Raw genomic sequence first — 23,616 nt, forward strand, 5'->3', positions numbered from 1 at the left:
ATGTGGAAGCTGTTGATCCGCCTTTACCTGGTCACCATCGTGTCCTACAGCGCAGCGATCTACCTGATGCCGGAACTGGTGATCCGCCTGTTCCATGAGCGGTTCATGAGCTACAACCTCGACTATTCCCGTGGCCTGCAAACCCTGATGAGCAAGCAGTTCCACGCCGTGCCGAGTGAGCAATGGCCGGCGCTGGCGGCGCAGATGGACAAGGAGTTCGACCCGCTGCGCATCGAGCTGGCTGCCATCGATGATGTGGACTTCAGTGCCAATGAACAAGCCCGTCTCAAGCAGGGTGAAAACGTGGTGCGCCTCGGCGACTGGGCCTGGCGAACCCTGGCGGTGGCGCCGCTGGACGAGCGTACGGTGGTCAAGATGATCGTTCCTCCGGATCCAGCCGACGTCAGTTGGTTGTACTGGAGCATCAACGTGTTGATCGGCGCGACGATGCTGGCGTGCCTGTTGCTCTGGTTGCGGCCGCACTGGCGTGACCTGGAGCGTCTCAGGAGCACCGCCGAACGCTTCGGCAAGGGTCACTTGAGCGAGCGCACGCACATCGCCTCCAGTTCCAACATCGGTAGCTTGGCCCATGTGTTCGATACCATGGCCAGCGATATCGAGAGCCTGCTCAATCAGCAACGGGACCTGCTCAACGCGGTCTCCCACGAACTGCGCACGCCCTTGACCCGGCTCGACTTCGGCCTGGCCCTGGCGCTGTCCGATGACTTGCCGCCGGCCAGCCGCGAGCGCCTGCAAGGGTTGGTGGCGCACATTCGCGAGCTGGACGAGCTGGTGCTGGAATTGCTCTCCTACAGCCGGTTGCAGAACCCCGAGCGTTTGCCGGAACGGGTCGAGGTGCCGCTGGACGAATTCATCGACAGCATTCTGGGCAGCGTCGACGAGGACCTGGCGGCGCCGGACGTGGTGATCGACGTGCTCTTGCATGGCGCGCTGGAGCGTTTTGTCCTGGACCCGCGGCTGACGGCCCGGGCACTGCAGAACCTGTTGCGCAATGCCATGCGTTATTGCGAGAAGCGGATCCAGGTCGGCGTGCGGGTGAGCGCTGAGGGCTGCGAGATCTGGGTCGACGACGACGGCATCGGCATTCCCGACGGTGAGCGCGAGCGGGTGTTCGAGCCGTTCTACCGCCTGGACCGCAGTCGCGACCGCGCCACGGGCGGCTTCGGCCTGGGCTTGGCCATCAGCCGCCGCGCCCTGGAAGCCCAGGGCGGCACCTTGACGGCTGAAGTCTCACCGCTGGGCGGCGCCCGCTTCAGGCTGTGGCTGACAACGCGGCTGCCTTGACCGCACGGTTCCTGTGGCGAGGGAGCCTGCTCCCGCCGGGCCGCAAAGCGGCCCCCTCAACATCACCCAAACAACCCCGCCGCAATATTGATCGAGAACCCGAGAATCGCCGTGTTGAACACAAACCCGATCAACGATTGCGCCAGCACGATCTTGCGCAGCTGCCGGGTGGCAACGCCGACGTCCGACGTCTGGACCGCCACGCCGATGGTGAACGAGAAATACAGGAAGTCCCAATAATTGGGCGTGGTCAGCCCTTCGGCAAACCGCAGGGCCGGCTCCTTGCCGTCCCAGGTGTAATACAACCGCGCGTAATGAACGCTGAAGATCACTCCGATCAGCAGCCATGAACCAATGACCGTGAGCGCGGTGAAACCGTAGTGCATCAGCTTGCCTGCGGTTTGCAGGTCGCGGCTGCCGGCCAGCTCGAAGGTGATGGTTGCCAGGCTGGCCAAGGCCGCGATGCAGACCACCAGCAGGACCAGCCCGGCATTTTCGTCTTCGATCTCGGCGATGCGCCTGACGTCGGGGGCCTTGGCTCGGACGGTCAGCCAGAACATCAACGCCAGGTACGTCCAGACCCCGATATTCCAGCCGACCAGGATTTTGCCGATGACAGAATCCGCGGGAACCAGGAGTCCCGCGATCAGGCCAAGGGCCGTTGCGCCGGAAAGGCGTGGGTGGGTGCGAGCGAGGAAGGGCACCGGGTCAGGCCGTCATGGCAGAGGACTGAATCAGCTCCACGCCTGCTGTCTGCATCCGGCGGAGCGCCGTTTCCATCGAACCCTCGATATCGATGCCTCGGCAGGCGTCGAGCACCACGATGGCATTGAACCCTGCGATCCGTGCATCCAGGGCGGTGAACATCACACAGAAATCCAGGGCCAGCCCCACTACGTAAACGGTGTCGACGCCACGCTCCTTGAGGTAGCCCGCCAACCCGGTGGGCGTCTGGCGGTCGGCCTCCATGAACGCCGAATAACTGTCGATGTCCGGGTTGCAGCCCTTGCGGATGATCAGTTGGGCGTGGGGCAGGTCCAGTGCCGGGTGCAGCGCCGCACCTTGGCTGCCTTGTATACAGTGGTCGGGCCACAGCGTTTGTTCGCCGTAGGGCAACTGGGTGGTGTCGAAGGGTTGCTTGCCAGGGTGGCTGGACGCAAACGAAGCGTGCCCGGCCGGGTGCCAGTCCTGGGCGAGGACGACCTGGTTGAATGAACGGCCCAAGCGGTTGATCAGCGGCACGATCTCGTCGCCTCCCGGCACGGCCAGCGGCCCACCCGGGATGAAGTCGTTTTGTACGTCTATCACCAATAATGCAGCGGTTGTGGCGCGGGTCATTGCTGCGTTCTCCTTGAAGTCCGTGTGCAAGCTTAGCCGAACCGGATCGGATCCAGTATCGTCACAGAGCCTGCTTGCGAAGCGGCGGCACATCCGGTGGCAATCTCCATTCGGACCAGGATGTCTTTCGTCGCAAATATTCCAACCTTGATGGCTTTTTGATACTTCTTCCAAAGGGATTGGGTACAATCCCGGCCTCAACCGGGCATGGAGGCAGTTCGGCGTTTCAGTTACGAGAAAACCCCCATGCTCATCGGCAGTTATTCCCCCGCCCTTGTTTCGATTTCCCTATTGGTTGCGGTACTGGCGTCCTACACCGCGTTGGACTTGGCCGGGCGTATTGCCACCACCCGTGGCCGTGCAGCCCATCTCTGGATGGCCGGTGGTGCGCTGGCGATGGGGGTGGGCATCTGGTCGATGCATTTCATCGGCATGCTGGCATTCACCCTGCCAGTGGAGCTTGGCTACGATGTGTCGATCACCGCGCTGTCGTTGTTGATCGCCATCCTTTCCAGCGGTTTTGCCCTGTGGCTGGTCAGCCAGCCACGTCTGCCGGCCTGGCAGTTGGCTTTCGGCGCACTGATCATGGGCGCTGGCATCAGCGCCATGCATTACACCGGCATGGCGGCCCTGCGGATGCAACCGGGCATCGACTACGACCCGACGCTGTTCGGCGCTTCGCTGGTGATCGCGGTAGCGGCCTCCGCCGCGGCGTTGTGGATTGCCTTTCGCCTGCGCCACAACAGCCCCCATGTGCGACTGGCCCGCGCCGGTGCCGCGGTGATCATGGGCATCGCCATTGTCGGCATGCACTACACCGGCATGGCCGGGGCGCAGTTCAGGGACGGCAGCTTCTGTGGTTCCCTCGACGGCTTGAGTGGCAAGGGCCTGGACAACGTGGTGCTGATCACGACCCTGGCGGTACTGGCCATCGCCTTGCTCACGTCGATTCTCGACGCACGCCTGGAAGCCCGCACTGCGGAATTGGCCCAATCGTTGACCCTGGCAAACCGGGAACTGACTCAACTGGCCTTGCACGACCCCCTCACCGGATTGCCCAACCGGGTGCTGCTGGCCGACCGTATCGACCAGGCCATGCATCGGGTGCAGGAGCAGGGTGGCTGCTTCGCCTTGATGTTCATCGACCTGGACGGCTTCAAGCCGGTCAACGACGCGTTTGGCCATCACATGGGTGACTTGTTGCTGCGCGACGTGGCCCTGCGCCTGCGCGAAGACTTGCGCAGCCAGGACACCCTGGCGCGGATCGGCGGCGATGAATTCGTGCTGCTGGTGCAACTGGCCGAGCCTGACGATGCGTTGCGGCTGGCGGCACGCCAGGTCGGTTTGATCGGTCGCACGTTCCGGGTCGCCGAACATGATCTGCAGATTTCCGCCAGCGTCGGTATCGCCGTGTATCCGGGCAATGGCCTGAGTGCCGAAGAGTTGCTGATGAACGCCGACGCGGCGATGTACCACGCCAAAGGCGCCGGCAAAAACGGCTACAGTTTTTTCGATGCCTCGATGAACAGCAATGCCCGCAAGCAATTGCAGTTGCTGCAAGACCTGCGCATCGCCGTCGAACAGCGGCAGTTCAGCCTGCATTACCAACCCAAGTTCGACGCCGCCCACGGTCGTCCGGTCGGCGCCGAGGCGTTGCTGCGCTGGCACCATCCGACCCAGGGCCTGTTGATGCCCGACACCTTCATCGACCTGGCGGAAAAGACCGGGCTGATCATTCCCATCGGCGAATGGGTACTGAACGAGGCCTGTCGCCAGATGCGCGAATGGTACGTGCTCGGTTACACCGATTGGCGTATCGCCGTGAACCTCTCGGCCTTGCAGTTCTGCCACGCCGGGCTGGTGCAAAGTGTCGCCAAGGCGCTGGAGGTTCATCAACTGTTGCCCAACAACCTGACCCTGGAAATCACTGAAACCACCGCCATGAGCGATGCCGATGCCAGCATGACAGTGCTGCAGCAGCTTTCGGACATGGGCGTGGATTTGTCCATCGACGATTTCGGCACCGGCTATTCGAGCCTGATGTACCTCAAGCGCCTGCCGGCCAACGAGCTGAAGATCGATCGCGGCTTCGTGCGCGACCTGGAGCACGACAGCGACGACGCCGCCATCGTCTCGGCCATCGTCGCCCTCGGTCAGGCCCTAGGCCTGCGGATCGTCGCCGAAGGGGTGGAAACCGATGTGCAGCAGGATTTCCTGACCCAACTGGGCTGCGATTCGCTGCAAGGCTACCTGCTGGGCCATCCGCTGCCGGCCGATCGCTTCCTGCAGAATATCCGCAAGGCGCCACGCTTGGCGGTGGTCTGAAACAGCTTCCTCTATCCACTGCCATTCCCCTGTGGGAGCGAGCCTGCTCGCGATAGCGGCGGTCCATTCGACAGTTTTGTGACAGATACACCGCCATCGCGAGCAGGCTCGCTCCCACACTGGATTCGGGGGTACGCAGCCTTTTTGTACGCCACAGGTTTATGTGCCCAGGTTGGTCGCGACAGTAAAAGGAATGATTCGCCGCCGTTGAAGTCGGAGATTCAGTACCTTGATAACTGGAGTCTTTCTATGCGCAAACCAACCCTGATCGCCAGCCTGGCCCTGATCGTCGGCCTCGGAGCCCTTGGGCCTGTTGCACAGGCGGTCGAGAAAACCGGGGATGCCTTGGAGCATTCGCCGAGCAATGGCCGCAGGCTGGTGGAGAACGACCGGGTACCTGCGGATTACCAGCGCGCGGACCGAGCCATGAAAGACTGGAAACAGAAGAAGCTCGAACAGCCGACAGACGACCAGCAATGGGTGCATATCGACGACAAGTACTTGCTGATCGAAACCGTGTCCGGCGCGATCGTCAAGATCGTTCCGGCCACGCGTTAGGCCTTCAGAGTATTTCGCCTTTGTCCCACAGATGAACCAGCTCGCCGGGTGCCCGGTCCTCGGGCACCTGCAACACCATTTCATCGTCCTGGTCGTTGGCGCGATAGCGCACTTCGATCTGGAAGAAGCGTTGATCCCCGCGCCCCGAGGTGGAGGAGGTCAGCGGCAGGCAGCCCTCCAGAACCGAACAGATGCGCGTGCGCTGGTCGAGGTCGCATTGAGCGAATTCGATCTCCCGCGGGCGGGTCAAGGCATGGATCGCCGCCACGCCGCCCTGGCGGGACAGGCGCACTACGGCGTTGTCGTCAAGCTCTGGAAGGGTTTTCATCAGCTCTCCTCGGTCAGGTTGACGCCGACCTGGGCCCAGCCGTCCTGTACCGCGCGTACTTCCCGTTCGCCGAAACGCCGGCGGGCATGCTCGACGGTCAGGTGGGCGAAGGCACTGAAGGTCGCATCGTTGGCCAGGCTCCTGTCGCATAAGGTTTCATACCAGATACGGCCGGCCTTTTCCCAGGCAAATCCGCCCAGTGCGGTGGCTATCAGATAAAAGGCGCGGTTGGGGATACCGGAGTTGATGTGTACGCCGCCGTTGTCTTCGCGGGTGATGACGAACTGGCGCATATGGGCGGGCTGCGGGTCCTTGCCCAGGAGCGGGTCATCGTAGGCGGTGCCTGGATTGGCCATGTTACGCAGGCCGTCGCCGTTGATCTTGTCGGTGAGCAGGTCGGCACCGATCAGCCAATCGGCCTGATCGGCCGTCTGTTCGAGGACGAACTGTTTGACCAGGACGCCGAACACGTCAGAGATGGATTCGTTCAAGGCACCGGATTGGTTGGCATAGATCAATCCCGCTTCGCTTTCAGTGACGCCATGGGCCAGCTCATGGGCTACGACATCCAGGGAGCGGGTAAAGCGCTGGAAAATTTCCCCATCGCCGTCGCCGAAGACCATCTGCGCGCCGTTCCAGAAGGCGTTTTCATAACCTTGGCCATAATGCACGCTGCCCACCAGCGCGAAGCCCTTGTTGTCGATGGAGTCGCGACCCAGGACCTTCCAGAAGAAATCATACGTAGCGCCCAGGGCGTCGTAGGCCTCGTCCACGGCCGCATCGCCACTGGCCGCCTGGCCCTCGAGGCGCACCGGCTGGCCGGGCAGTTCCATGCCGTTCTGGGCATCGTGCACGCTGCGTTGCGGGTGTCCGGCCTTGCCCGGCTTGGGCAGCACAGCGGCGGCGGGAGGAGTGCTGGGCGGGCCCGGGTTGTGCCGCAGGCTGCGTACATGGGTCAGGGTGCCGAGGGCACTGGAGCGTTGTTGTTCGGAACCGTGGGCGATGATGCGATTGAGAATATAGGGCGGAATGAAGCCGTGGAGCGGGCGAGAGTCGATCATCAGAACATCCTTATCTGAATAGCAGGGTCGATACCCATGTGAACCAAAGCGGGCGCTGCGGTTCCCTCCTGCTTACGGGATTCATCTGCAGGCTATCAGTTGCCAGGCGCGCTGATTTCTGCGAAAACCCGCGCCTGGAAATGACACGGGAATGCCCATGAACGAAGAACTGCAAATCATCGACCTGGAACAGGGCGACGGGAAAAGCGTAGTCAAAGGCGCGCTGATTACCACTCAATACCGCGGCACCCTGGAGGATGGCACCGAGTTCGATTCGTCCTACAGTCGCGGCAAGCCCTTCCAGTGCGTGATCGGCACCGGACGCGTCATCAAGGGCTGGGACCAGGGCCTGATGGGCATGAAGGTCGGCGGCAAGCGCAAGCTGCTGGTGCCGGCGCACCTGGCCTATGGCGAGCGATCCATGGGCGCCCACATCAAGCCCAACGCCAACCTCATCTTTGAAATCGAACTGCTGGAAGTGCTGACCCGGGACGATTGACGGGCGCCGGGGCACGTCAGGATGCTTGCGAACCGGACCGGTCACTGAATATCGGGATGTGTCCGTTGATGGAGGGACGGTAGCATCGAGCGGCGATGATCGGATCCATGCAGCGTTGCCTTGTGGGTGATGGCTGAAGTGTTGCTACTCTCTCCAGTCGGTGCATGGCTTGATTCGTCCAGGAGCGAAATATGAGCGCAGAACAGTCAGATGTTGGTGTGTCCCAAGTGGCTGCGGCCATTGCCGAACCGGCGCGTACCCGGATGCTCTGTTCGTTGATGGACGGGCATGCCCGCACCAGCACGGAATTGGCCAGTATCGCCGAGGTCAGCGCCTCGACTGCCAGCGCGCATTTGGCGAAGCTCAAGGACCTGGCCCTGGTGCGGCTGCACGTCCAGGGTCGTCATCGCTACTACAGCCTGGCGGACAAGCGTGTCGCCCAGGCGCTGGAAGCGCTGATGGTGATCGGTCAGAAACCCGCGCCGGCTTTCGTGTCGCGCACCCCGGATCGCCTGCAATTCGCCCGCACCTGCTACGACCACATGGCCGGCACCCTCGCGGTGCGGTTGCATGACCGCATGATCGGCGCCGGATGGTTGCTGGAGGTGGAAGGGCAGGATTATCGGCTGAGCGAGTCCGGCAAGACGCTGTTCGAGGCGTTGGGCGTGGATGTTCAGGCCCTGGCCAGTGAGCGACGCCGATTCGCCTGCCCCTGCCTGGACTGGAGCATGCGTCGGCCCCATCTGGGCGGTGCCTTGGGGGCGGCGTTGCTGCAGTTGGCGATCAAGCGCCAGTGGGTAACCCAGGACCTGGACAGCCGGGCACTGGCGGTAACGACCAAGGGGCGTCGGGAGATGGTTGGGCGATTGGGTGTCAGTGCAGAAAGGGATGTCGAACCGACCGGCGCTATCACGAGCAGGCTCGCTCCCACCGTGGAATTGCGTTGAACGCCAGCCCTGTGGGAGCGAGCCTGCTCGCGATGGCGTCATCAGCAACACCACGCGAGAGGGCAGGCCCCCTCGGTACTGTCGGATCAGACCTTGACGATCCAGCCCGCCGGCGCTTCCACGTCGCCGGTCTGCACGCCGGTCAGCTCTTTATAGAGCTTCTGGGTGATCGGGCCGACTTCGGTTTCGCTGTAGAACACGTGCAGCTTGTCCTTGTAGCTGATGCCACCAATCGGGCTGATTACCGCCGCGGTACCGCAGGCGCCGGCTTCCTTGAAATCCGACAGCTTGTCGATGAACACATCGCCTTCAACCACTTCCAGACCCAGGCGGGTCTTGGCCAGCTCGATCAGCGACAGGCGGGTGATGCCCGGCAGGACCGACGGGGAGTTGGGCGTGACGAATTTGTTGTCATGGGTGATGCCGAAGAAGTTGGCCGAGCCGACCTCCTCGATTTTCGAATGGGTCAGCGGGTCGAGGTAGATGCAGTCGGCGAAGCTGGCCTTCTTGGCCTGGGAGCCGGGCATCAGGCTGGCGGCGTAGTTGCCACCGACCTTGGCGGCGCCGGTGCCTTGTGGGGCGGCGCGGTCGAAGCTGGAGATCAGGAAGTTGTGCGGGGTCAGGCCGCCCTTGAAGTAGGCGCCAACCGGAATGCAGAAGACCGAGAAAATGAACTCGGGGGCGGTGCGCACGCCGATGTTGTCACCCACGCCGATCACGAAGGGGCGCAGGTACAGCGCGCCGCCGGTGCCGTAAGGTGGAATGAAGCGCTCGTTGGCGCGAACCACTTGCTTGCAGGCTTCGATGAACTGTTCGGTGTCGACGTGTGGCATCAGCAGGCGGGCGCAGCTGCGCTGCATGCGGGCGGCGTTCTGGTCCGGGCGGAACAGGTTGATCGAACCGTCCTTGCAGCGGTAGGCCTTGAGGCCTTCGAAGCACTGCTGGCCGTAGTGCAGGGCAGTGGAGCCCTCGCTGATGTGCAGCACATTGTCGTCGGTCAGGGTGCCGGTGTCCCAGGCACCATTGCGCCAGTGCGACAGGTAGCGCTTGTCGGTCTTGATGTAGTCAAAGCCCAGTTTGTCCCAATTGATGCTCTCGTTACCCATGACACCCTCTATATCTTCGTAGCCGTCGAAACGGTCAAGGCTTCTGACGTTTTTTTGGATGGGGACAACAATACTTCATTCCAGGGGTGTTTCGCAGCCTGCTCGATAGGTGACAAGCAGATTTTCTGCCGACTCCCTGTGGCGAGGGAGCTTGCTCCCGCTCGACTGCGAAGCAGTCGCAATCCGGTCAACGCGGTGTGACTGAGCGATCCTGCTACCCGGATTGGGNTGCTCCCGCTCGGCTGCGCAGCAGACGCCCCTGGGTTAAACCGTAAGGGCCTGCTGCGCAGTCCAGCGGGAGCAAGCTCCCTCGCCACAGGTGAAACCCATGCCTACAGATGCGCGACGCGCCTATACATGCAACGCATGCCCCAGCGCCCGCAACGCCGCTTCCTGCACCGCCTCGCCCAGGGTCGGATGAGCATGGATGGTGCCGGCGATGTCTTCCAGCCGTGCGCCCATTTCCAGGGACTGGCCAAACGCGGTGGACAATTCCGAGACACCAACGCCGACCGCTTGCCAGCCGACGATCAGATGGTTGTCCCGACGCGCCACCACCCGCACGAAACCATTCTTCGACTCCAGCGTCATCGCCCGGCCGTTGGCGGCGAACGGGAAGCTGGAAACGATGCAATCCTGGCCGGCGGCCTTGGCTTCGTCCGGCGTCTTGCCCACGACCACCAGTTCCGGATCGGTAAAGCACACCGCGGGAATGGCCGCCGGGGCGAATTCGCGTGCCTTGCCGGCGATCAGTTCGGCGACCATTTCACCTTGGGCCATGGCCCGGTGGGCGAGCATCGGTTCACCGCTCAGGTCGCCGATGGCCCAGACGTTGCGCATGCTGGTCTGGCAGCGACTGTCGATTTTCAGCGCCGAGCCGTTCATCGTCAGGTTCAAGGCTTCGAGGTTCCAGCCCTGGGTATTGGGTTTGCGACCGACGGCTACCAGGACCCGGTCGGTGGCCAGGTCCAAGGTGTCGCCGGCGGGGTCGCGCACCTGCAACGTGCTGGCCTGGGCATCGAAACCCTCGACGCTGTGCTTGAGGTACAGCTTCACGCCCAATTGCTTGAGCGCCTCATGCACCGGCTGGGTCAGTTCGCCGTCATAGGCCGGCAGGATCCGCTCCTGGGCTTCCACGACGCTGACTTCGGCGCCAAGCTTGCGGTAGGCAATACCCAGTTCCAGGCCGATGTAACCGCCGCCAACCACCACCAGGTGCTTGGGCAGCGAGGTCGGGGCCAGGGCTTCGGTGGAAGACACGATGGGACCACCGATGGGCAGCATCGGCAGGTCAACGCTTTTCGAGCCGGTCGCCAGCAGCAGGTGTTCGCACTGGATGCGGCTATCCCCAACCTCGACGGTCTTGCCGTCGATGACCTTGGCCCAGCCGTGAATGACCTGGACCTTGTGCTTCTTCAGCAGTGTCGCCACACCGGTGGTCAGGCGATCGACGATGCCGTTCTTCCATTCCACGCTCTTGCCGATGTCCAGCACCGGCGCCGACACGCTGATACCCAGGGCCGAGCCCTGGCTATGGTGTTGTGCCTGGTGAAATTGCTCGGCCACATGGATCAATGCCTTGGACGGAATGCAGCCGATGTTCAGGCACGTCCCGCCCAGCGCCTGGCCTTCCACGAGAATGGTCGGGATGCCCAGCTGGCCGGCGCGGATCGCCGCGACGTAACCGCCAGGGCCACCGCCAATGATCAGCAGGGTGGTGTTCAAAGTCTGTTGCATGCCTGCTCCTGGTATCAGTCCACAAACAAGGTGGCGGGTTGTTCCAGCAGGCCGCGCAGGGCCTGGATGAATTGCGCAGCGTCCATGCCGTCGACCACCCGGTGATCGAAGGAGCTGGAGAGGTTCATCATCTTGCGGATCACCACCTGGCCCTTGATCACCACGGGCCGCTCGACGATTTTGTTCACGCCGACGATCGCCACTTCCGGCAGGTTCAGCACCGGCGTGCTGACGATCCCGCCCAACGCGCCGAGGCTGGTCAGGGTGATGGTCGAGCCGGACAGTTCGTCGCGGCTGGCCTTGCCATTGCGGGCCGCCGTGGCCAGGCGCGAGATTTCCGCCGCGCAGTCCCACAGGCTGCGGGCCTCGGCGTGACGCACCACCGGCACCATCAGGCCGACGTCGCTCTGGGTGGCAACGCCGACATGCACCGCACCGGAGCGGGTGATGACCTGGGCTTCGTCGTCATAGCGCGCGTTCATCTGCGGGAAATCCCGCAAGGCCACCACCAGCGCCCGCGCCAGGAACGGCAGCAAGGTCAGCTTGCCACGGCTGGCGCCGTGTTTTTCATTCAGGTGAACCCGCAGCTCTTCCAGGGCCGTGACGTCGATTTCCTCGACGTAGCTGAAATGGGCGGCGCGTTGGGTGGCTTCCTGCATGCGCTGGGCGATCTTGCGCCGCATGCCGATCACCGGGATCTCTTGCTCGTCGTGGCGCTCGGCGTAGCCCGAGCCGCCCTTGGCCGGCGTCGAGGGGCCTTGGGCCAGATAGGCCTCCAGATCTTCGTGCAGCACCCGGCCGGCAGGGCCGCTGCCTTGGACCAGGCGCAGCTGAATGCCCAGGTCCAAGGCGTGTTTGCGCACCGCCGGCGAGGCCAACGGGCGCTCGTCGGGATCGCGGGCCACCGGGGCCTGGGGTTGCCGGGCCGGGCGTGGCGCGGCGACGGGTTTCTCTGCCGCAGGCTCAGGTGCTTTGGGCGGTGTGGGCTCGGCGGCTGGTGCCGCAGCCGCAGCCGGTGCCTGTGCCGATTCCTTCAGGTTGCCGGCACCTTCCACTTCAATACGGATCAGTTCGCTGCCCACCGCCATGACTTCACCTGGCTCACCGCCCAGGGCGATGACCCGGCCATGCACGGGCGAAGGGATGTCCACCATGGCCTTGTCGGTCATGACGTCGGCCAGGACCTGATCCTCGGTCACCAGGTCACCGACCTTGACGTGCCATGCCGCCAGTTCTACTTCCGCGATGCCTTCGCCGATGTCCGGCATCTTGATAACGTGCGTGCCCATTCAGACCTCCATGACCCGTTTCAACGCCGCGCCCACACGGGACGGCCCTGGGAAATACGCCCACTCCTGCGCGTGCGGGTAGGGGGTATCCCAGCCGGTAACACGCTCGATAGGCGCTTCCAGGTGATGGAAGCAATGTTCCTGGACCAGCGACACCAGCTCGGCGCCGAAGCCGCAGGTGCGGGTGGCTTCGTGGACGATCACGCAACGGCCGGTCTTCTTCACCGACTTGACGATGGTGTCCAGGTCCAGTGGCCAGAGGCTGCGCAGGTCGATGACCTCGGCATCGATGCCGGTTTCCTCGGCGGCGGCCTGGGATACGTAGACCGTGGTGCCGTAGGTGAGGATGGTCACGTCCTTGCCTGGGCGAGTGATGGCGGCGACATCCAGCGGTACCGTGTAGTAGCCGTCGGGGACCTGGGCCGTCGGGTGTTTCGACCACGGCGTCACCGGGCGGTCGTGGTGGCCATCGAACGGGCCGTTATACAGGCGCTTGGGTTCGAGGAAGATCACCGGGTCATCGTTCTCGATGGAGGCGATCAGCAGGCCCTTGGCGTCGTAGGGATTGGAGGGCATCACCGTGCGCAGGCCGCAGACCTGGGTGAACATCGCCTCGATGCTCTGGCTGTGGGTCTGGCCGCCGTAGATGCCGCCGCCGCAGGGCATGCGCAGGGTCATTGGCGCGGTGAACTCGCCGGCCGAGCGATAGCGCAGGCGCGCCGCTTCGGAAATGATCTGGTCCGAGGCCGGGTAGACATAGTCGGCAAACTGGATCTCGGCCACCGGTCGCAATCCGTAGGCGCCCATGCCCACGGCCACGCCGACAATGCCGCTTTCGGAGATCGGCGCGTCGAACACCCGCGACGTGCCGTATTTGTTCTGCAGGCCTTCGGTGCAGCGGAACACGCCACCGAAGTAGCCCACGTCCTGGCCGAACACCACGACGTTGTCGTCACGTTCGAGCATCACGTCCATGGCCGAGCGCAGGGCCTGGATCATGGTCATGGTGGTAGTGGTCATGGCGGTATCCAGCGCAATATTGTTGTTGTGATCGTTCATGTCAGACCCCCAACTGCTGACGCTGGCGCTTCAAGTGCTCCGGCATCTCTTTGTAGACGTCTTCGAACATGGTCGCGGCGCTCGGCACCTGGCCGCCGGCGAGGGTGCCGTATTGTTCGGCTTCCTTCTGGGCCGCGATGATCTGGGCTTCCAGCTCGGCGGTGACGGCGGCGTGTTCTTCTTCCGACCACTGGCCGATGCGGATCATGTGCTGCTTGAGCCGGGCAATCGGGTCGCCCAACGGGAAATGGCTCCAGTCATCGGCGGGACGGTACTTGGAAGGATCGTCGGAGGTGGAGTGCGGGCCGGCGCGGTAGGTGACCCATTCGATCAGGGTCGGGCCGAGGTTGCGGCGGGCGCGTTCGGCGGCCCAGCGCGAGGCGGCGTAGACGGCCATGAAGTCGTTGCCATCGACCCGTAGCGAGGCGATGCCGCAGCCGACGCCGCGTCCGGCGAAGGTGGTGGCTTCACCGCCGGCGATGGCCTGGAAGGTGGAGATTGCCCACTGGTTGTTGACCACGTTGAGGATCACCGGCGCCCGGTACACGTGGGCGAAGGTGAGGGCGGTGTGGAAGTCCGACTCGGCGGTGGCACCGTCACCGATCCAGGACGACGCGATCTTGGTGTCGCCCTTGATCGCCGAGGCCATGCCCCAGCCCACGCCCTGGATGAACTGCGTGGCGAGGTTGCCGGAGATGGTGAAGAAACCGGCTTCCTTGACCGAATACATGATCGGCAACTGGCGGCCCTTGAGCGGGTCCCGTTCGTTGGACAGCAGTTGGCAGATCATGTCCACCAGCGGCACGTCACGGGCCATCAGGATGCTTTGCTGGCGATAGGTGGGGAAGCACATGTCATCGATGTTCAGCGCCAGGGCCTGGCCGCTACCGATGGCTTCTTCACCGAGGCTCTGCATGTAGAACGACATCTTTTTCTGGCGTTGGGCGACCACCATGCGGTTGTCGTAGATCCGCGTCTTGAGCATGGCGCGCATGCCCTTGCGCAGGATCTCGAGGGGCACGTCCTCGGCCCATGGACCGTGGGCATTGCCGTGGTCGTCGAGCACACGGATCAAGCTCCGGGCCAGGTCGGCGGTATCGGAAGGTTCAACATCGATGGAGGGTTTGCGCACCGTGCCCGCATCGCTCAGATGCAGGTAGGAGAAGTCGGTCTTGCAGCCGGGACGGCCCGAAGGTTCAGGGACGTGCAGGCGTAGCGGTTCATACGCTGGGTTCATGGCTTTCTACGCTCGATCTTGTGAATTTCTTGTAGTGGGCGCGCTAGCTGACAAATCTCCTGGGTAAGGAGAATTGTCCTACAACAATCATAGGCTCGACGGCGAAGAATATTTTTCTCTGTTGGCTTGCTGTTCGGACTATTTGCAGATAAAAAATCTGCACAACGATAAAAATCAGGAATATCTGTCTCATGCGCAAACTGGATCGCACCGACATCGGCATTCTGAACAGCCTTCAGGAGAACGCCCGCATCACCAACGCCGATCTCGCCCGTTCGGTCAACCTTTCGCCAACGCCGTGCTTCAACCGGGTGCGGGCCATGGAGGAACTGGGGGTGATCCGCGAGCAGGTCACGCTGCTCGATGCCGACCTGCTGGGCCTGCACGTCAACGTGTTCATCCACGTCAGCCTGGAGAAGCAGGTGGAGGAGGCGCTGCAGCATTTCGAAGAAGCGATCTCGGACCGGCCCGAGGTGATGGAGTGCTACCTGATGGCGGGCGATCCGGATTACCTGATCCGCGTGCTGGTGCCGACGATCCAGTCCCTGGAGCGGTTCATGATGGACTTCCTGACCAAGGTCCCGGGCGTGGCGAACATCCGCTCCAGCTTCGCGCTCAAGCAGGTGCGCTACAAGACGGCATTGCCGCTGCCGGCGAATGGGTTGACGTTGGGTACCTGAACGATAGCCACATCCCCTGTGGGAGCGAGCCTGCTCGCGATAGCGGCGGCACCTGCGCCATCTATGCAAGCTGATCCACCGCTATCGCGAGCAGGCTCGCTCCCACAGGGGTTGACCGTCAAAGTTGATTGAGCGGAATCTTCAGATACGTCACGCCATTGGCCTCGGCCGGCGGCAGGTTGCCTGCCCGCACATTGACCTGGATCGCCGGCAACAGCAGCGTCGGCATGCCCAACGTGGCGTCGCGTTTGGTGCGCATGGCGACGAAGGTGGCTTCGTCAATGCCATCGTGAACGTGGATATTGTGCTGGCGCTGCTCGCCCACGGTGCTCATGCAGTGGGGCTCGCGATGCTCCGGCGGGTAGTCATGACACACATACAACCGCACGCCGGCGGGGAAAGCCAACAGCTTGCGGATCGAGGCGTAGAGCTGGTGGGCGTTGCCGCCCGGGAAGTCGCAACGGGCACTGCCGACATCGGGCATGAACAGCGTATCGCCCACCAGGATCACATCGTCGTCGATCAGGTAGGCCATGTCCGCCGGGGTGTGACCGGGCACGTGCAGCGCAGTGGCCTTGAGGTTGCCGATGAAGAATGTTTCATCGGGGCCGAACAGATGATCGAACTGCGAACCATCCACGGCAAACTGCGCTTCGAGGTTGAACAGCGCCTTGAACACGTTCTGGACCTGGCCGATGGATTGGCCGATGGCGATCTTGCCGCCCAGTTCCCGCCGCAGATAGGCCGCGGCGGAGAGGTGATCGGCGTGGGCGTGGGTTTCCAGCAGCCATTGCACGGTCAACCGGTGTTCCCGCACGAATGCGATCACCCGGTCGGCCTGAGCGGTGCCGCTGCGCCCCGAGGCCGGGTCGTAGTCGAGCACCGGATCGACCACCGCGCATGGCCCGGCGTCCTGTTCATAAACGACATGGGTGTAGGTCTTTGAAGCGGGGTCGAGGAAGCTTTGGATCTGCGCGGGCATGACGACTAACCTGTGCGGAAGGAACCGGTTGCAACATCTAAGGTTAGCAAAATATGGTCCGCAGCTTAGGCTCCGTACGAAAAGCCTTGATACTCGTTCATGCTGCGTTGAAAACAGCCTCGGAATGCTCATGTACTCCAGTACAGTCGGACGCGACCCCGGGCGTTCCTCGGCTGTTTTCGCCTTGCCTGACCTTCGTCTCAAGACTTTTCGTACAGAGCTTAGTGAGGGCCAAGGCGTCCTGCAAATGCGATCACACCTGCCAACAGGTGTGCGCGGCGTGAGAGAACCTTATGTTACTGGCGAGTTTTTTCGGTGTGGCCATGGGCCTGGTCCTGGGATTGACCGGGGCGGGCGGCGGTATCCTCGCGGTTCCGGCGTTGGTGTTGGGCCTGGGCTTGACCATGACCCAGGCCGCGCCCGTGGCGTTGTTCGCCGTGGGCAGTGCGGCGGCGGTGGGCGCCATCGATGGCTTGCGCCATGGCCTGGTGCGCTATCGCGCGGCGTTGCTGATTGCGTTGCTGGGGGCGGTGTTTTCGCCACTGGGCATCTTCCTGGCCCATCAGCTCCCGGAAAAAATCCTGATGATCCTGTTCAGCTTGTTGATGGTGCTGGTGGCGGCGCGCATGTTGCGCCGGGAAACTCCGCAGGCGGGGCCGAGCGACCACGGCGCGGCCAGTTGGGGCCAGAAGAATTGCATGCTCGACCGCCAGACCGGACGCCTGGCCTGGACCCCGCGCTGCACTGCCACGCTGGCGACGCTCGGCGCGGTGACCGGGGTGGTGTCCGGCCTGCTGGGCGTGGGCGGCGGTTTCCTGATCGTGCCGGCGTTCAAGCAACTGACCGACGTGCAGATGCGCGGGATCGTCGCCACTTCACTGATGGTCATCAGCCTGATTTCGCTGATCGGCGTGGTGGGTGCCTTTCATGCCGGGGTGCGTATCGATCAGGTCGGGGCGGTGTTCATCGTCGGCAGCATTGTCGGCATGGTGTTGGGCCGGCGGCTGGCGTCCCGAGTCCCGGCCCGGGTGTTGCAGGTGGGGTTTGCCGGGGTTTGCCTGGGGGTGGCGGTGTATATGCTCGTGCGGGCGTAGCTGCAATGCTCAGGATTGCGCATGCTCTTTTGTGGCGAGGGAGCTTGCTCCCGCTCGGCTGCGCAGCAGACGCCCCTGGGTTAAACCGTAAGGGCCTGCTGCGCAGTCCAGCGGGAGCAAGCTCCCTCGCCACAGGAACTGTCTACAACAGTCAACATACAGAGGGTAGTGTCTACAGAGGTCTGCACCGCATCGAAAACCCCAACGCCACCGACTGACCTTGCTCCAGCAGCCGCAGCCCCGGGCGTCCCGGCAGGTGGTGGGCATTGACCGGATGGCTGACCGGCTCGATGCAGAAGAAGTCCAGGCCCACCGGGCAGTACAGCAGGAAGTAATCGCTGCCGCTGGCCTGGCATTCCAGTGCATAGCCCAGGTCGGGCTGCTCGATCAGGCAGTGTCCATCCCAACCGCCGAAACCATTGTCCACGAGGGTATCCGGCAGCACGCGAGGCTGCTGGAAGTCCCAGTGCGCAGGGACGTCACTCAACTGCGTCGGCAGCTTCGTGGCATCGCTCAACCAGACGTGGGTGGCGCGGGTTTGCAGGCGGGTGTCGATGGTCCGGGGAAAGTAGGGATGCAGGCCCAACCCATGCCAGGCCGGCTGTTCGGCCTGGTGGGTGACCTGCATCGATAGCTGCAATTGACCACCGTCCAGGCGAATCCGCAGGTTGGCGCAATAGGCGAACGGGTATTGGCTGTGCAGTTGCAGCAATGCCTCCTGAGGCCCCTGTTCGATCACCTGCCACGCCTGTTGCCAGGCGCTGCCGTGAATCGGAAAAGGATCGTTGGGGCTGTTGGCCGCCAATGCCAGCCAGCCGCCGGGACAATCGAAGCCGCCGTTGGCGATCCGGTTCGACCAGGGGATCAATGGAAAACAGCCGAGCTTGCCGGGCAGGCCGTTCTCCACGGCTTGTGGTGCTGGCGGGCGTAGCAGCGGCGCACCGTTGCTGCGCAGGGTCCACTCGACGAGGCTGGCGCCCAGGTGCGGAGCAAGGATGAGGCGGGTCAGTTCGTCTTCGAGGAGCAGCAGGGGTGAGGTCATGGTGCCTTATCTGCCGGAATTGAATGATGGGAACGGTCTTGTGTGAGCGCTTTTGTGGCGAGGGAGCTTGCTGTGGGAGCAAGGCTTGCCCGCGAAAGAGGCGACACGGTTCCAAAGTAAAACCGTGCTGACTTCATCGCGGGCAAGCCTTGCTCCCACAGCAAGCCCCCTCGTCACAAGGGGATTAGCTTCGAGTTACAACACCAGATGCGGCAGCCACAGTGAAATGGCAGGAACATAAGTCACGAGCAGCAACACCAGGAACAACATGGCGTAGAACGGCAGCAGCGCCTTGACAGTGCTTTCGATGCTGACCTTGCCAATGGCGGAACCCACGAACAACACCGCGCCCACCGGTGGTGTAATCAAGCCGATACCCAGGTTCACCAGCATGATCATGCCGAACTGCACCGGGTCGACGCCGATGCCCATGATCACCGGCATCAGGATCGGCGTCAGGATCAGGATCAGCGGTGCCATATCCATCACGGTGCCGAGCAGCAGCAACATCACGTTGATGCACATCAGGATCACATAGCGGTTGTCCGACAGGGTCAGGAACGCGGTGGTGATCTTCGCCGGGATTTCCATCAGCGTCATGATGTAGCCGAAGCTGGCGGCGAAGCCGATCAGGATCATCACGATGGAGATGGTGCGCACCGTGCGGTGCATCAGTTTTGGCAACTCGCTCCACTTGTAGTCGCGATAGATGCACATGGTCACGAAGAATGCCCAGACCACGGCAATGGCGGCCGACTCGGTGGCCGTGAAAACACCCGAGAGAATGCCGCCCAGGATGATGAACAGGGTCATCATGCCCCACATGGCTTCCTTGCAGATCTTCAACGCTTGCTTGAGCGGAATCACCTCGCCCTTGGGGTAATTGCGCTTTCTCGCAAAGACCAGGCACAGCGCCATCAGGCAGAGGTTCATCATGATGCCGGGGACGATGCCGGCCATGAACAGCGATCCGATGGAAACGGTGCCGCCAGCGGCGAGGGAGTACAGCACCGCGTTGTGGCTGGGCGGTGTCAGCAGCGCTTGCACCGAACCACTGACGGTGACGGCGGTGGCGAACTCACGGGGATAGCCGCGGCGCTCCATTTCCGGGATCAGTACCGAACCGACCGAAGCGGTATCGGCTACCGAGGAACCGGAGATCGCACCGAAAAAACTCGAGGCCACGAGGTTGACCAATGACAGGCCACCGCGCACGAAGCCGACCAACACACTGGCAAAAGCCACCAACCGGCGGGACATGCCGCCCTCGGCCATGATTGCACCGGCCAGGACGAAGAAGGGAATGGCCAACAACGAGAACTTGTTCACGCCGCCCGTTATCTGAATCATCATGGCCTGGAACGGAATATCGATCCACCACGCCCCGATCAGGGCGGCAGCGCCCAGCGCGTAGGCGACCGGCATGCCGATCATGATCAAAAACAAAAAACTGCCCAGCAGAATCAGAGCGTCCATTAAGCGGCACCTTCGTTTTCTTCAACCAGATCGAACTGCACGACCCGACGCTTGCTTTGATCACCCAGCAAGAGCTTTTCCAGGACAAAAATCAGTGTCAGGAAACCACCAATCGGGATCGGCATGTAGGTGATGCCGACGCGCAGCGTGGGGATGGCGCTCATGAACTGATTCCAGGTGGTCATGCACAGTTTGGTGCCCCAGATGGTCATGAAAATGCACACCGCGGCCATCAACAGCTGGGTGAAAACCGACGCCAGGGTTTGCCAGCGCGGGGGCAGGCGGCTGGTGACCATGTCCACGGCCATGTGCGAGCCGGAGCGGTAGCTGGCGGCGGCACCGATGAAGGTAAAGACGATCATCAGCAAGATAGCGGTGGGCTCCGGCCAGCTTGAGCCGGTACCGAGTACGTAGCGGGCAAACACCCCCCACGGAATCATCAGCGCGACGGCAAGGACAGAAAGGCCGGCCACCCAGATGCAAGTCATGTAAATCGTGTCGTTGATACGCAGCAGTAAATTCTTCATCGGGTTCCACCGTAACCGGGCGCGCCTTTTAACCACAGGCGCGCCCAGCCTTTTCATGAGTACAGATCGAGAGGGGTTACTGGACCGCTTCGATACGCTTGATCAGATCGGCATAGGGCGCACCGTATTTGGCCCGGATCGGTGCGGTGGCGTCGTAGAAAGGTTTCTTGTCGACGGTGATGAACTCCACGCCGGCAGCCTTGAGTTTTTCTTCACTGGCGGCGGACTTCTTGTCCCACAGCACGCGTTCTTCAGCCTGGGCCGCCTTGGCGGCTTTTTTCACCATGTCCTGCTGCTCCGGCGTGAGTTTGTTCCAGGTGATTTTCGACATCACGATCGGCTCGGGCAGGATCAGGTGACCGGTCAGGCTGTAGAATTTGGCGTTCTGGTAGTGGTTGTGCTCGAGCATGGTCGGCGGGTTGTTTTCCGCGCCGTCGATCACGCCGGTCTGCAAGGCGCTGAAGATCTCGCCGGTGTCCATCGCAATACCGTTGCCGCCCATGGCGTTGATGGTCTCGATGAACATCGGGTTGCCCTGCACCCGAATCTTCATGCCCTTGAGGTCTTCGAGCTTGCGCACTGGTTTCTTGGTGTAGAGGTTGCGCGTGCCGCCGTCCATCCAGGCCAGGGCGACCAGGCCAAACTCGGAGTTGGTGATCCGGTCGAGGATCGCATCGCCTACTTCACCGTCGATGACGGCGCGCATGTGGGCCTGGTCGCGGAAGATGAATGGCATGTTGAAGACGTTCACGTCCGGTACCACAGGGCCGACGATACCCAGGCTGACGCGAGACATCTGGATCGCGCCGGCTTGCATCTGCTCGATGACTTCTTTTTCAGAGCCCAGTACGCCACCTGGGAAATACTTGAACTTCAGCTCGCCGTTGCTCTCCTTTTCCAGGGTTTTACCCATGGATTCCTCGGCGACCACGGTCGGGTAGCCCTTGGGATGGATGTCGGCGATCTTGATATCGAGGGCATGAGCCGCCTGCGCCAGAAAGGCCAGGGGCAAAGCGGCGATCAAAAGCGTGCGTTTGAAATTCATGTTCAATCTCCAGTGTTGTTGTTTTTATGTGCTCATCCGGTGAAGCGGCCATGCAGGTCAGTTTGTGGAGTGCTTCAATTCTCCGAATGCGGGTTCAGCGAGGCCCTTGACCCCAGGGTCGAGGGCGAACACGCCCCCGGCCAGGGATTGCGGGTCGTTGTCGTCGCCTGGGCGGATCGAGGTGACAAACAGGGTGTCCAGACGGCTGCCGCCAAAGGCGCACATCGTCGGTTTCTTCACCGGTACGGCCAGCGAACGGTCCAGTCGGCCATCCGGGGTGAAACGATGGATCAGCCCGGCGTCGTTGGCGCAGATCCAGTAGCAACCCTCGGCGTCCACGGCCGCGCCGTCGGGGCGGCCGGCCAACGGTTTCATATCGACGAACACACGCTGGTTGGAAGGCGTGCCGCTGTCGGTGTCGTAATCGAAAGCCCAGATCTGCTGCACCAGAGGGTGAGAGTCGGAGAGGTACATTGTCCGTCCATCCGGGCTGAAGCCGAGGCCGTTGGGCACGATGAAACCGCTCAACTGCGCCTCGACCGGGCTGCGTTGTCCCGCCTCATAACGGTACAGCCGACCTTCGGCGGCGTTGGCGCCCATGTTCAGGACCATGCTGCCGGCCCAGAAACGCCCCTGACGGTCGCAGCGGCCATCGTTGAGGCGCATGTCGGCGCGGCTGTGCTCGACGCTGGCGCACAACTCACTGTCCAACGTCCCGTCGTCGTTGGGGTGCAAGCGAAAGAAACCGCTCTCCATGCCGGCCACCCAGCCACCGTCCCGGTGACGGGCGATACAGGCGAGCATTTCCGGCGTTCCCCAGCCCTTGAGTTGACCGGTCCCGGCGTTCCAGCACTGCAGGCCGCCGCTGGGGATGTCCACCCAATACAGCGCATTTTCCTCGGGGACCCACACCGGGCTTTCCCCAACGGCATTGCGTGCGTCGACTATCAATTCAGCTTGCATGGTGATTCCCTTGTGCATTCGTATCCCATGAAATACAGGTGAATCAGTCGTCGAACGGGCCGGCTGCCACGAAGGCGCCGCCCTGGTAGATCCGGGCCGGGTCATCGGCGGCCGGCATCGGCTGCGCTTCGACCTTGGCGCGGAAGATTTCGGAGCTGTCCTTGGGCTGGTAACCCAAGTGCGCGGCGTGGCTGTTGTCCCACCAGACATCACGGTTGGCGGACATGCCGTACACCACGGTGTGCCCGACTTGCGGGGTGTAGAGCGAGCATTCGATCAGATGGGTGAGGTCGTCGTAGCTCAGCCAGGTGCTCATCATCCGGCGGTTCTGGGGTTCGACGAACGACGAGCCGATGCGGATGCTGACAGTCTCGATGCCGTAGCGGTCGAAGTAGAAACTGGCCATGTCTTCGCCGTAGGACTTGGACAGGCCGTAGTAGCCATCCGGACGGCGAGGGGAGAGAGCGTCGAGGGCTTCGTCCTGCTTGTAGAAACCGATGACGTGGTTGGAGCTGGCGAAAATGACCCGTTTGACGCCGTGCTTGCGAGCGGCTTCATAGATGTGGAACACACCGCTGATGTTGGCGCCGAGGATTTCTTCGAACGGGCGCTCTACCGAAACCCCACCGAAATGCAGGATCGCATCGACGCCCTCCACCAGCTGATGCACCGCCTGTTTATCGGACAGGTCGCACAGCACCACTTCCTCGCTTTCATCGATGGCCGGGGTCATGTTGGCGATGTCCGAGAGGCGAATGTGCCGGGCGAAAGGCTTGAGGCGTTCGCGCAGGACCTTGCCCAGGCCGCCGGCGGCACCGGTCAGCAACAAGCGATTGAACGGGTGACGAATGTGTGTGGTAGTCATGGAATTACCTGAGCGAACAGTGAGAGGTATCAGTTATAGGTTGCCGTTTGACCGCTGGAAAATATCCTTGTCCTTTTGCTGATGTCCCCTGTGGGAGCGAGCTTGCTCGCGAAAGCGGTGGGGCAGCTTGCATGGATGTTGGATGTACCGCCG

Annotated in this window: 23 protein-coding genes; 7 read left to right on the plus strand and 16 right to left on the minus strand. The window is 62.5% G+C overall.

Translation table 11 applies throughout. The features are described 5' to 3' along the window. Positions 1-1,305 (plus strand): ATP-binding protein, encoded by a 1,305-nt coding sequence (locus tag N005_RS09020; RefSeq protein ID WP_047700862.1) that lies wholly within the window; start codon positions 1-3, stop codon positions 1,303-1,305. 62 nt (positions 1,306-1,367) lie between these two features. Here the strand turns inward: N005_RS09020 and N005_RS09025 are convergent, their stop codons facing one another. Continuing rightward, positions 1,368-2,009, minus strand: a complete 642-nt coding sequence (locus tag N005_RS09025) for a DUF1345 domain-containing protein (protein ID WP_047700863.1) — start codon at positions 2,007-2,009, stop codon at positions 1,368-1,370. Positions 2,010-2,013: 4 nt separating this feature from the next. Then, positions 2,014-2,643 carry a bifunctional nicotinamidase/pyrazinamidase gene (pncA, locus tag N005_RS09030; protein WP_047700864.1) on the minus strand — a complete coding sequence of 210 codons (630 nt, stop codon included), beginning with the start codon at positions 2,641-2,643 and terminating at the stop codon, positions 2,014-2,016. A gap of 246 nt (positions 2,644-2,889) precedes the next feature. Between pncA and N005_RS09035 the strand changes: the two genes are divergently transcribed. Further along, positions 2,890-4,968 carry a putative bifunctional diguanylate cyclase/phosphodiesterase gene (locus N005_RS09035; protein ID WP_047700865.1) on the plus strand — a complete coding sequence of 693 codons (2,079 nt, stop codon included), beginning with the start codon at positions 2,890-2,892 and terminating at the stop codon, positions 4,966-4,968. 249 nt (positions 4,969-5,217) lie between these two features. Then, positions 5,218-5,526: an RcnB family protein gene (locus tag N005_RS09040; protein WP_047700866.1), complete on the plus strand. Its 309-nt coding sequence runs from the start codon at positions 5,218-5,220 to the stop codon at positions 5,524-5,526. Between the two features lie 4 nt (positions 5,527-5,530). Here N005_RS09040 and N005_RS09045 read toward each other — a convergent pair whose 3' ends face one another. Together N005_RS09045 and N005_RS09050 are read right to left on the minus strand one after the other, a co-directional pair. Continuing rightward, positions 5,531-5,854 carry a protealysin inhibitor emfourin gene (locus tag N005_RS09045; protein ID WP_047700867.1) on the minus strand — a complete coding sequence of 108 codons (324 nt, stop codon included), beginning with the start codon at positions 5,852-5,854 and terminating at the stop codon, positions 5,531-5,533. After that, on the minus strand, positions 5,854-6,915 hold the full coding sequence (locus N005_RS09050) for a M4 family metallopeptidase (RefSeq protein WP_047700868.1): 1,062 nt from the start codon (positions 6,913-6,915) through the stop codon (positions 5,854-5,856). Before N005_RS09050 ends, N005_RS09045 begins: the two co-directional genes overlap by 1 nt. A gap of 157 nt (positions 6,916-7,072) precedes the next feature. On the opposite strand from N005_RS09050, the gene N005_RS09055 reads away from it, so the two are divergent. Further along, positions 7,073-7,414 (plus strand): FKBP-type peptidyl-prolyl cis-trans isomerase, encoded by a 342-nt coding sequence (locus N005_RS09055; RefSeq protein WP_047701034.1) that lies wholly within the window; start codon positions 7,073-7,075, stop codon positions 7,412-7,414. 191 nt (positions 7,415-7,605) lie between these two features. Continuing rightward, entirely contained in the window at positions 7,606-8,361 is a 756-nt protein-coding gene (locus N005_RS09060) for an ArsR/SmtB family transcription factor (RefSeq protein WP_047700869.1), read from the plus strand. An 86-nt stretch (positions 8,362-8,447) separates the two neighbouring features. On the opposite strand, the gene N005_RS09065 is transcribed toward N005_RS09060, so the two are convergent. The 5 genes from N005_RS09065 to N005_RS09085 all read right to left on the minus strand — a co-directional run bounded on the left by N005_RS09065 (position 8,448) and on the right by N005_RS09085 (position 14,789). Further along, a complete protein-coding gene (locus tag N005_RS09065) occupies positions 8,448-9,467 on the minus strand; it encodes a branched-chain amino acid aminotransferase (RefSeq protein WP_047700870.1) in 1,020 nt (339 codons plus the stop codon). A 351-nt stretch (positions 9,468-9,818) separates the two neighbouring features. After that, complete coding sequence (gene lpdA / locus N005_RS09070; protein WP_047700871.1) at positions 9,819-11,204, minus strand: dihydrolipoyl dehydrogenase; 1,386 nt, start codon at positions 11,202-11,204, stop codon at positions 9,819-9,821. Positions 11,205-11,218: 14 nt separating this feature from the next. Further along, positions 11,219-12,493, minus strand: coding sequence for a dihydrolipoamide acetyltransferase family protein (locus N005_RS09075; protein WP_047700872.1), 1,275 nt, complete (start codon positions 12,491-12,493; stop codon positions 11,219-11,221). Continuing rightward, a complete protein-coding gene (locus N005_RS09080; RefSeq protein ID WP_041022171.1) occupies positions 12,494-13,552 on the minus strand; it encodes an alpha-ketoacid dehydrogenase subunit beta in 1,059 nt (352 codons plus the stop codon). A 1-nt stretch (position 13,553) separates the two neighbouring features. Beyond that, complete coding sequence (locus N005_RS09085) at positions 13,554-14,789, minus strand: 3-methyl-2-oxobutanoate dehydrogenase (2-methylpropanoyl-transferring) subunit alpha (RefSeq protein WP_047700873.1); 1,236 nt, start codon at positions 14,787-14,789, stop codon at positions 13,554-13,556. Between the two features lie 191 nt (positions 14,790-14,980). Here N005_RS09085 and bkdR point away from each other — a divergent pair, with 191 nt between their 5' ends. Next, a complete protein-coding gene (gene bkdR / locus N005_RS09090) occupies positions 14,981-15,469 on the plus strand; it encodes a Bkd operon transcriptional regulator BkdR (protein WP_003202929.1) in 489 nt (162 codons plus the stop codon). 118 nt (positions 15,470-15,587) lie between these two features. On the opposite strand, the gene N005_RS09095 is transcribed toward bkdR, so the two are convergent. Beyond that, the gene (locus tag N005_RS09095; RefSeq protein ID WP_047700874.1) at positions 15,588-16,451 is read right to left on the minus strand and encodes an MBL fold metallo-hydrolase; all 864 of its coding nucleotides are present in this window, start codon (positions 16,449-16,451) and stop codon (positions 15,588-15,590) included. A gap of 293 nt (positions 16,452-16,744) precedes the next feature. Here N005_RS09095 and N005_RS09100 point away from each other — a divergent pair, with 293 nt between their 5' ends. Beyond that, positions 16,745-17,545 (plus strand): sulfite exporter TauE/SafE family protein, encoded by an 801-nt coding sequence (locus tag N005_RS09100; protein ID WP_047700875.1) that lies wholly within the window; start codon positions 16,745-16,747, stop codon positions 17,543-17,545. A 172-nt stretch (positions 17,546-17,717) separates the two neighbouring features. On the opposite strand, the gene N005_RS09105 is transcribed toward N005_RS09100, so the two are convergent. The 6 genes from N005_RS09105 to N005_RS09130 all read right to left on the minus strand — a co-directional run bounded on the left by N005_RS09105 (position 17,718) and on the right by N005_RS09130 (position 23,463). Next, positions 17,718-18,587, minus strand: coding sequence for an aldose 1-epimerase (locus N005_RS09105; RefSeq protein WP_047700876.1), 870 nt, complete (start codon positions 18,585-18,587; stop codon positions 17,718-17,720). Between the two features lie 195 nt (positions 18,588-18,782). Further along, the gene (locus tag N005_RS09110; RefSeq protein ID WP_047700877.1) at positions 18,783-20,063 is read right to left on the minus strand and encodes a TRAP transporter large permease; all 1,281 of its coding nucleotides are present in this window, start codon (positions 20,061-20,063) and stop codon (positions 18,783-18,785) included. Next, positions 20,063-20,590, minus strand: coding sequence for a TRAP transporter small permease (locus N005_RS09115; RefSeq protein ID WP_047700878.1), 528 nt, complete (start codon positions 20,588-20,590; stop codon positions 20,063-20,065). The genes N005_RS09110 and N005_RS09115 overlap by 1 nt, the downstream gene beginning before the upstream one ends. Positions 20,591-20,666: 76 nt before the next feature. Continuing rightward, complete coding sequence (locus N005_RS09120) at positions 20,667-21,635, minus strand: TRAP transporter substrate-binding protein (protein WP_042730807.1); 969 nt, start codon at positions 21,633-21,635, stop codon at positions 20,667-20,669. A gap of 57 nt (positions 21,636-21,692) precedes the next feature. Then, positions 21,693-22,598, minus strand: a complete 906-nt coding sequence (locus N005_RS09125) for an SMP-30/gluconolactonase/LRE family protein (RefSeq protein WP_047700879.1) — start codon at positions 22,596-22,598, stop codon at positions 21,693-21,695. 43 nt (positions 22,599-22,641) lie between these two features. Beyond that, positions 22,642-23,463, minus strand: a complete 822-nt coding sequence (locus tag N005_RS09130; RefSeq protein ID WP_047700880.1) for an NAD-dependent epimerase/dehydratase family protein — start codon at positions 23,461-23,463, stop codon at positions 22,642-22,644. Positions 23,464-23,616 lie beyond the last annotated feature (153 nt).

The sequence above is a fragment of the Pseudomonas mediterranea CFBP 5447 genome, assembly GCF_000774145.1.
GTDB lineage: Bacteria > Pseudomonadota > Gammaproteobacteria > Pseudomonadales > Pseudomonadaceae > Aquipseudomonas > Aquipseudomonas mediterranea.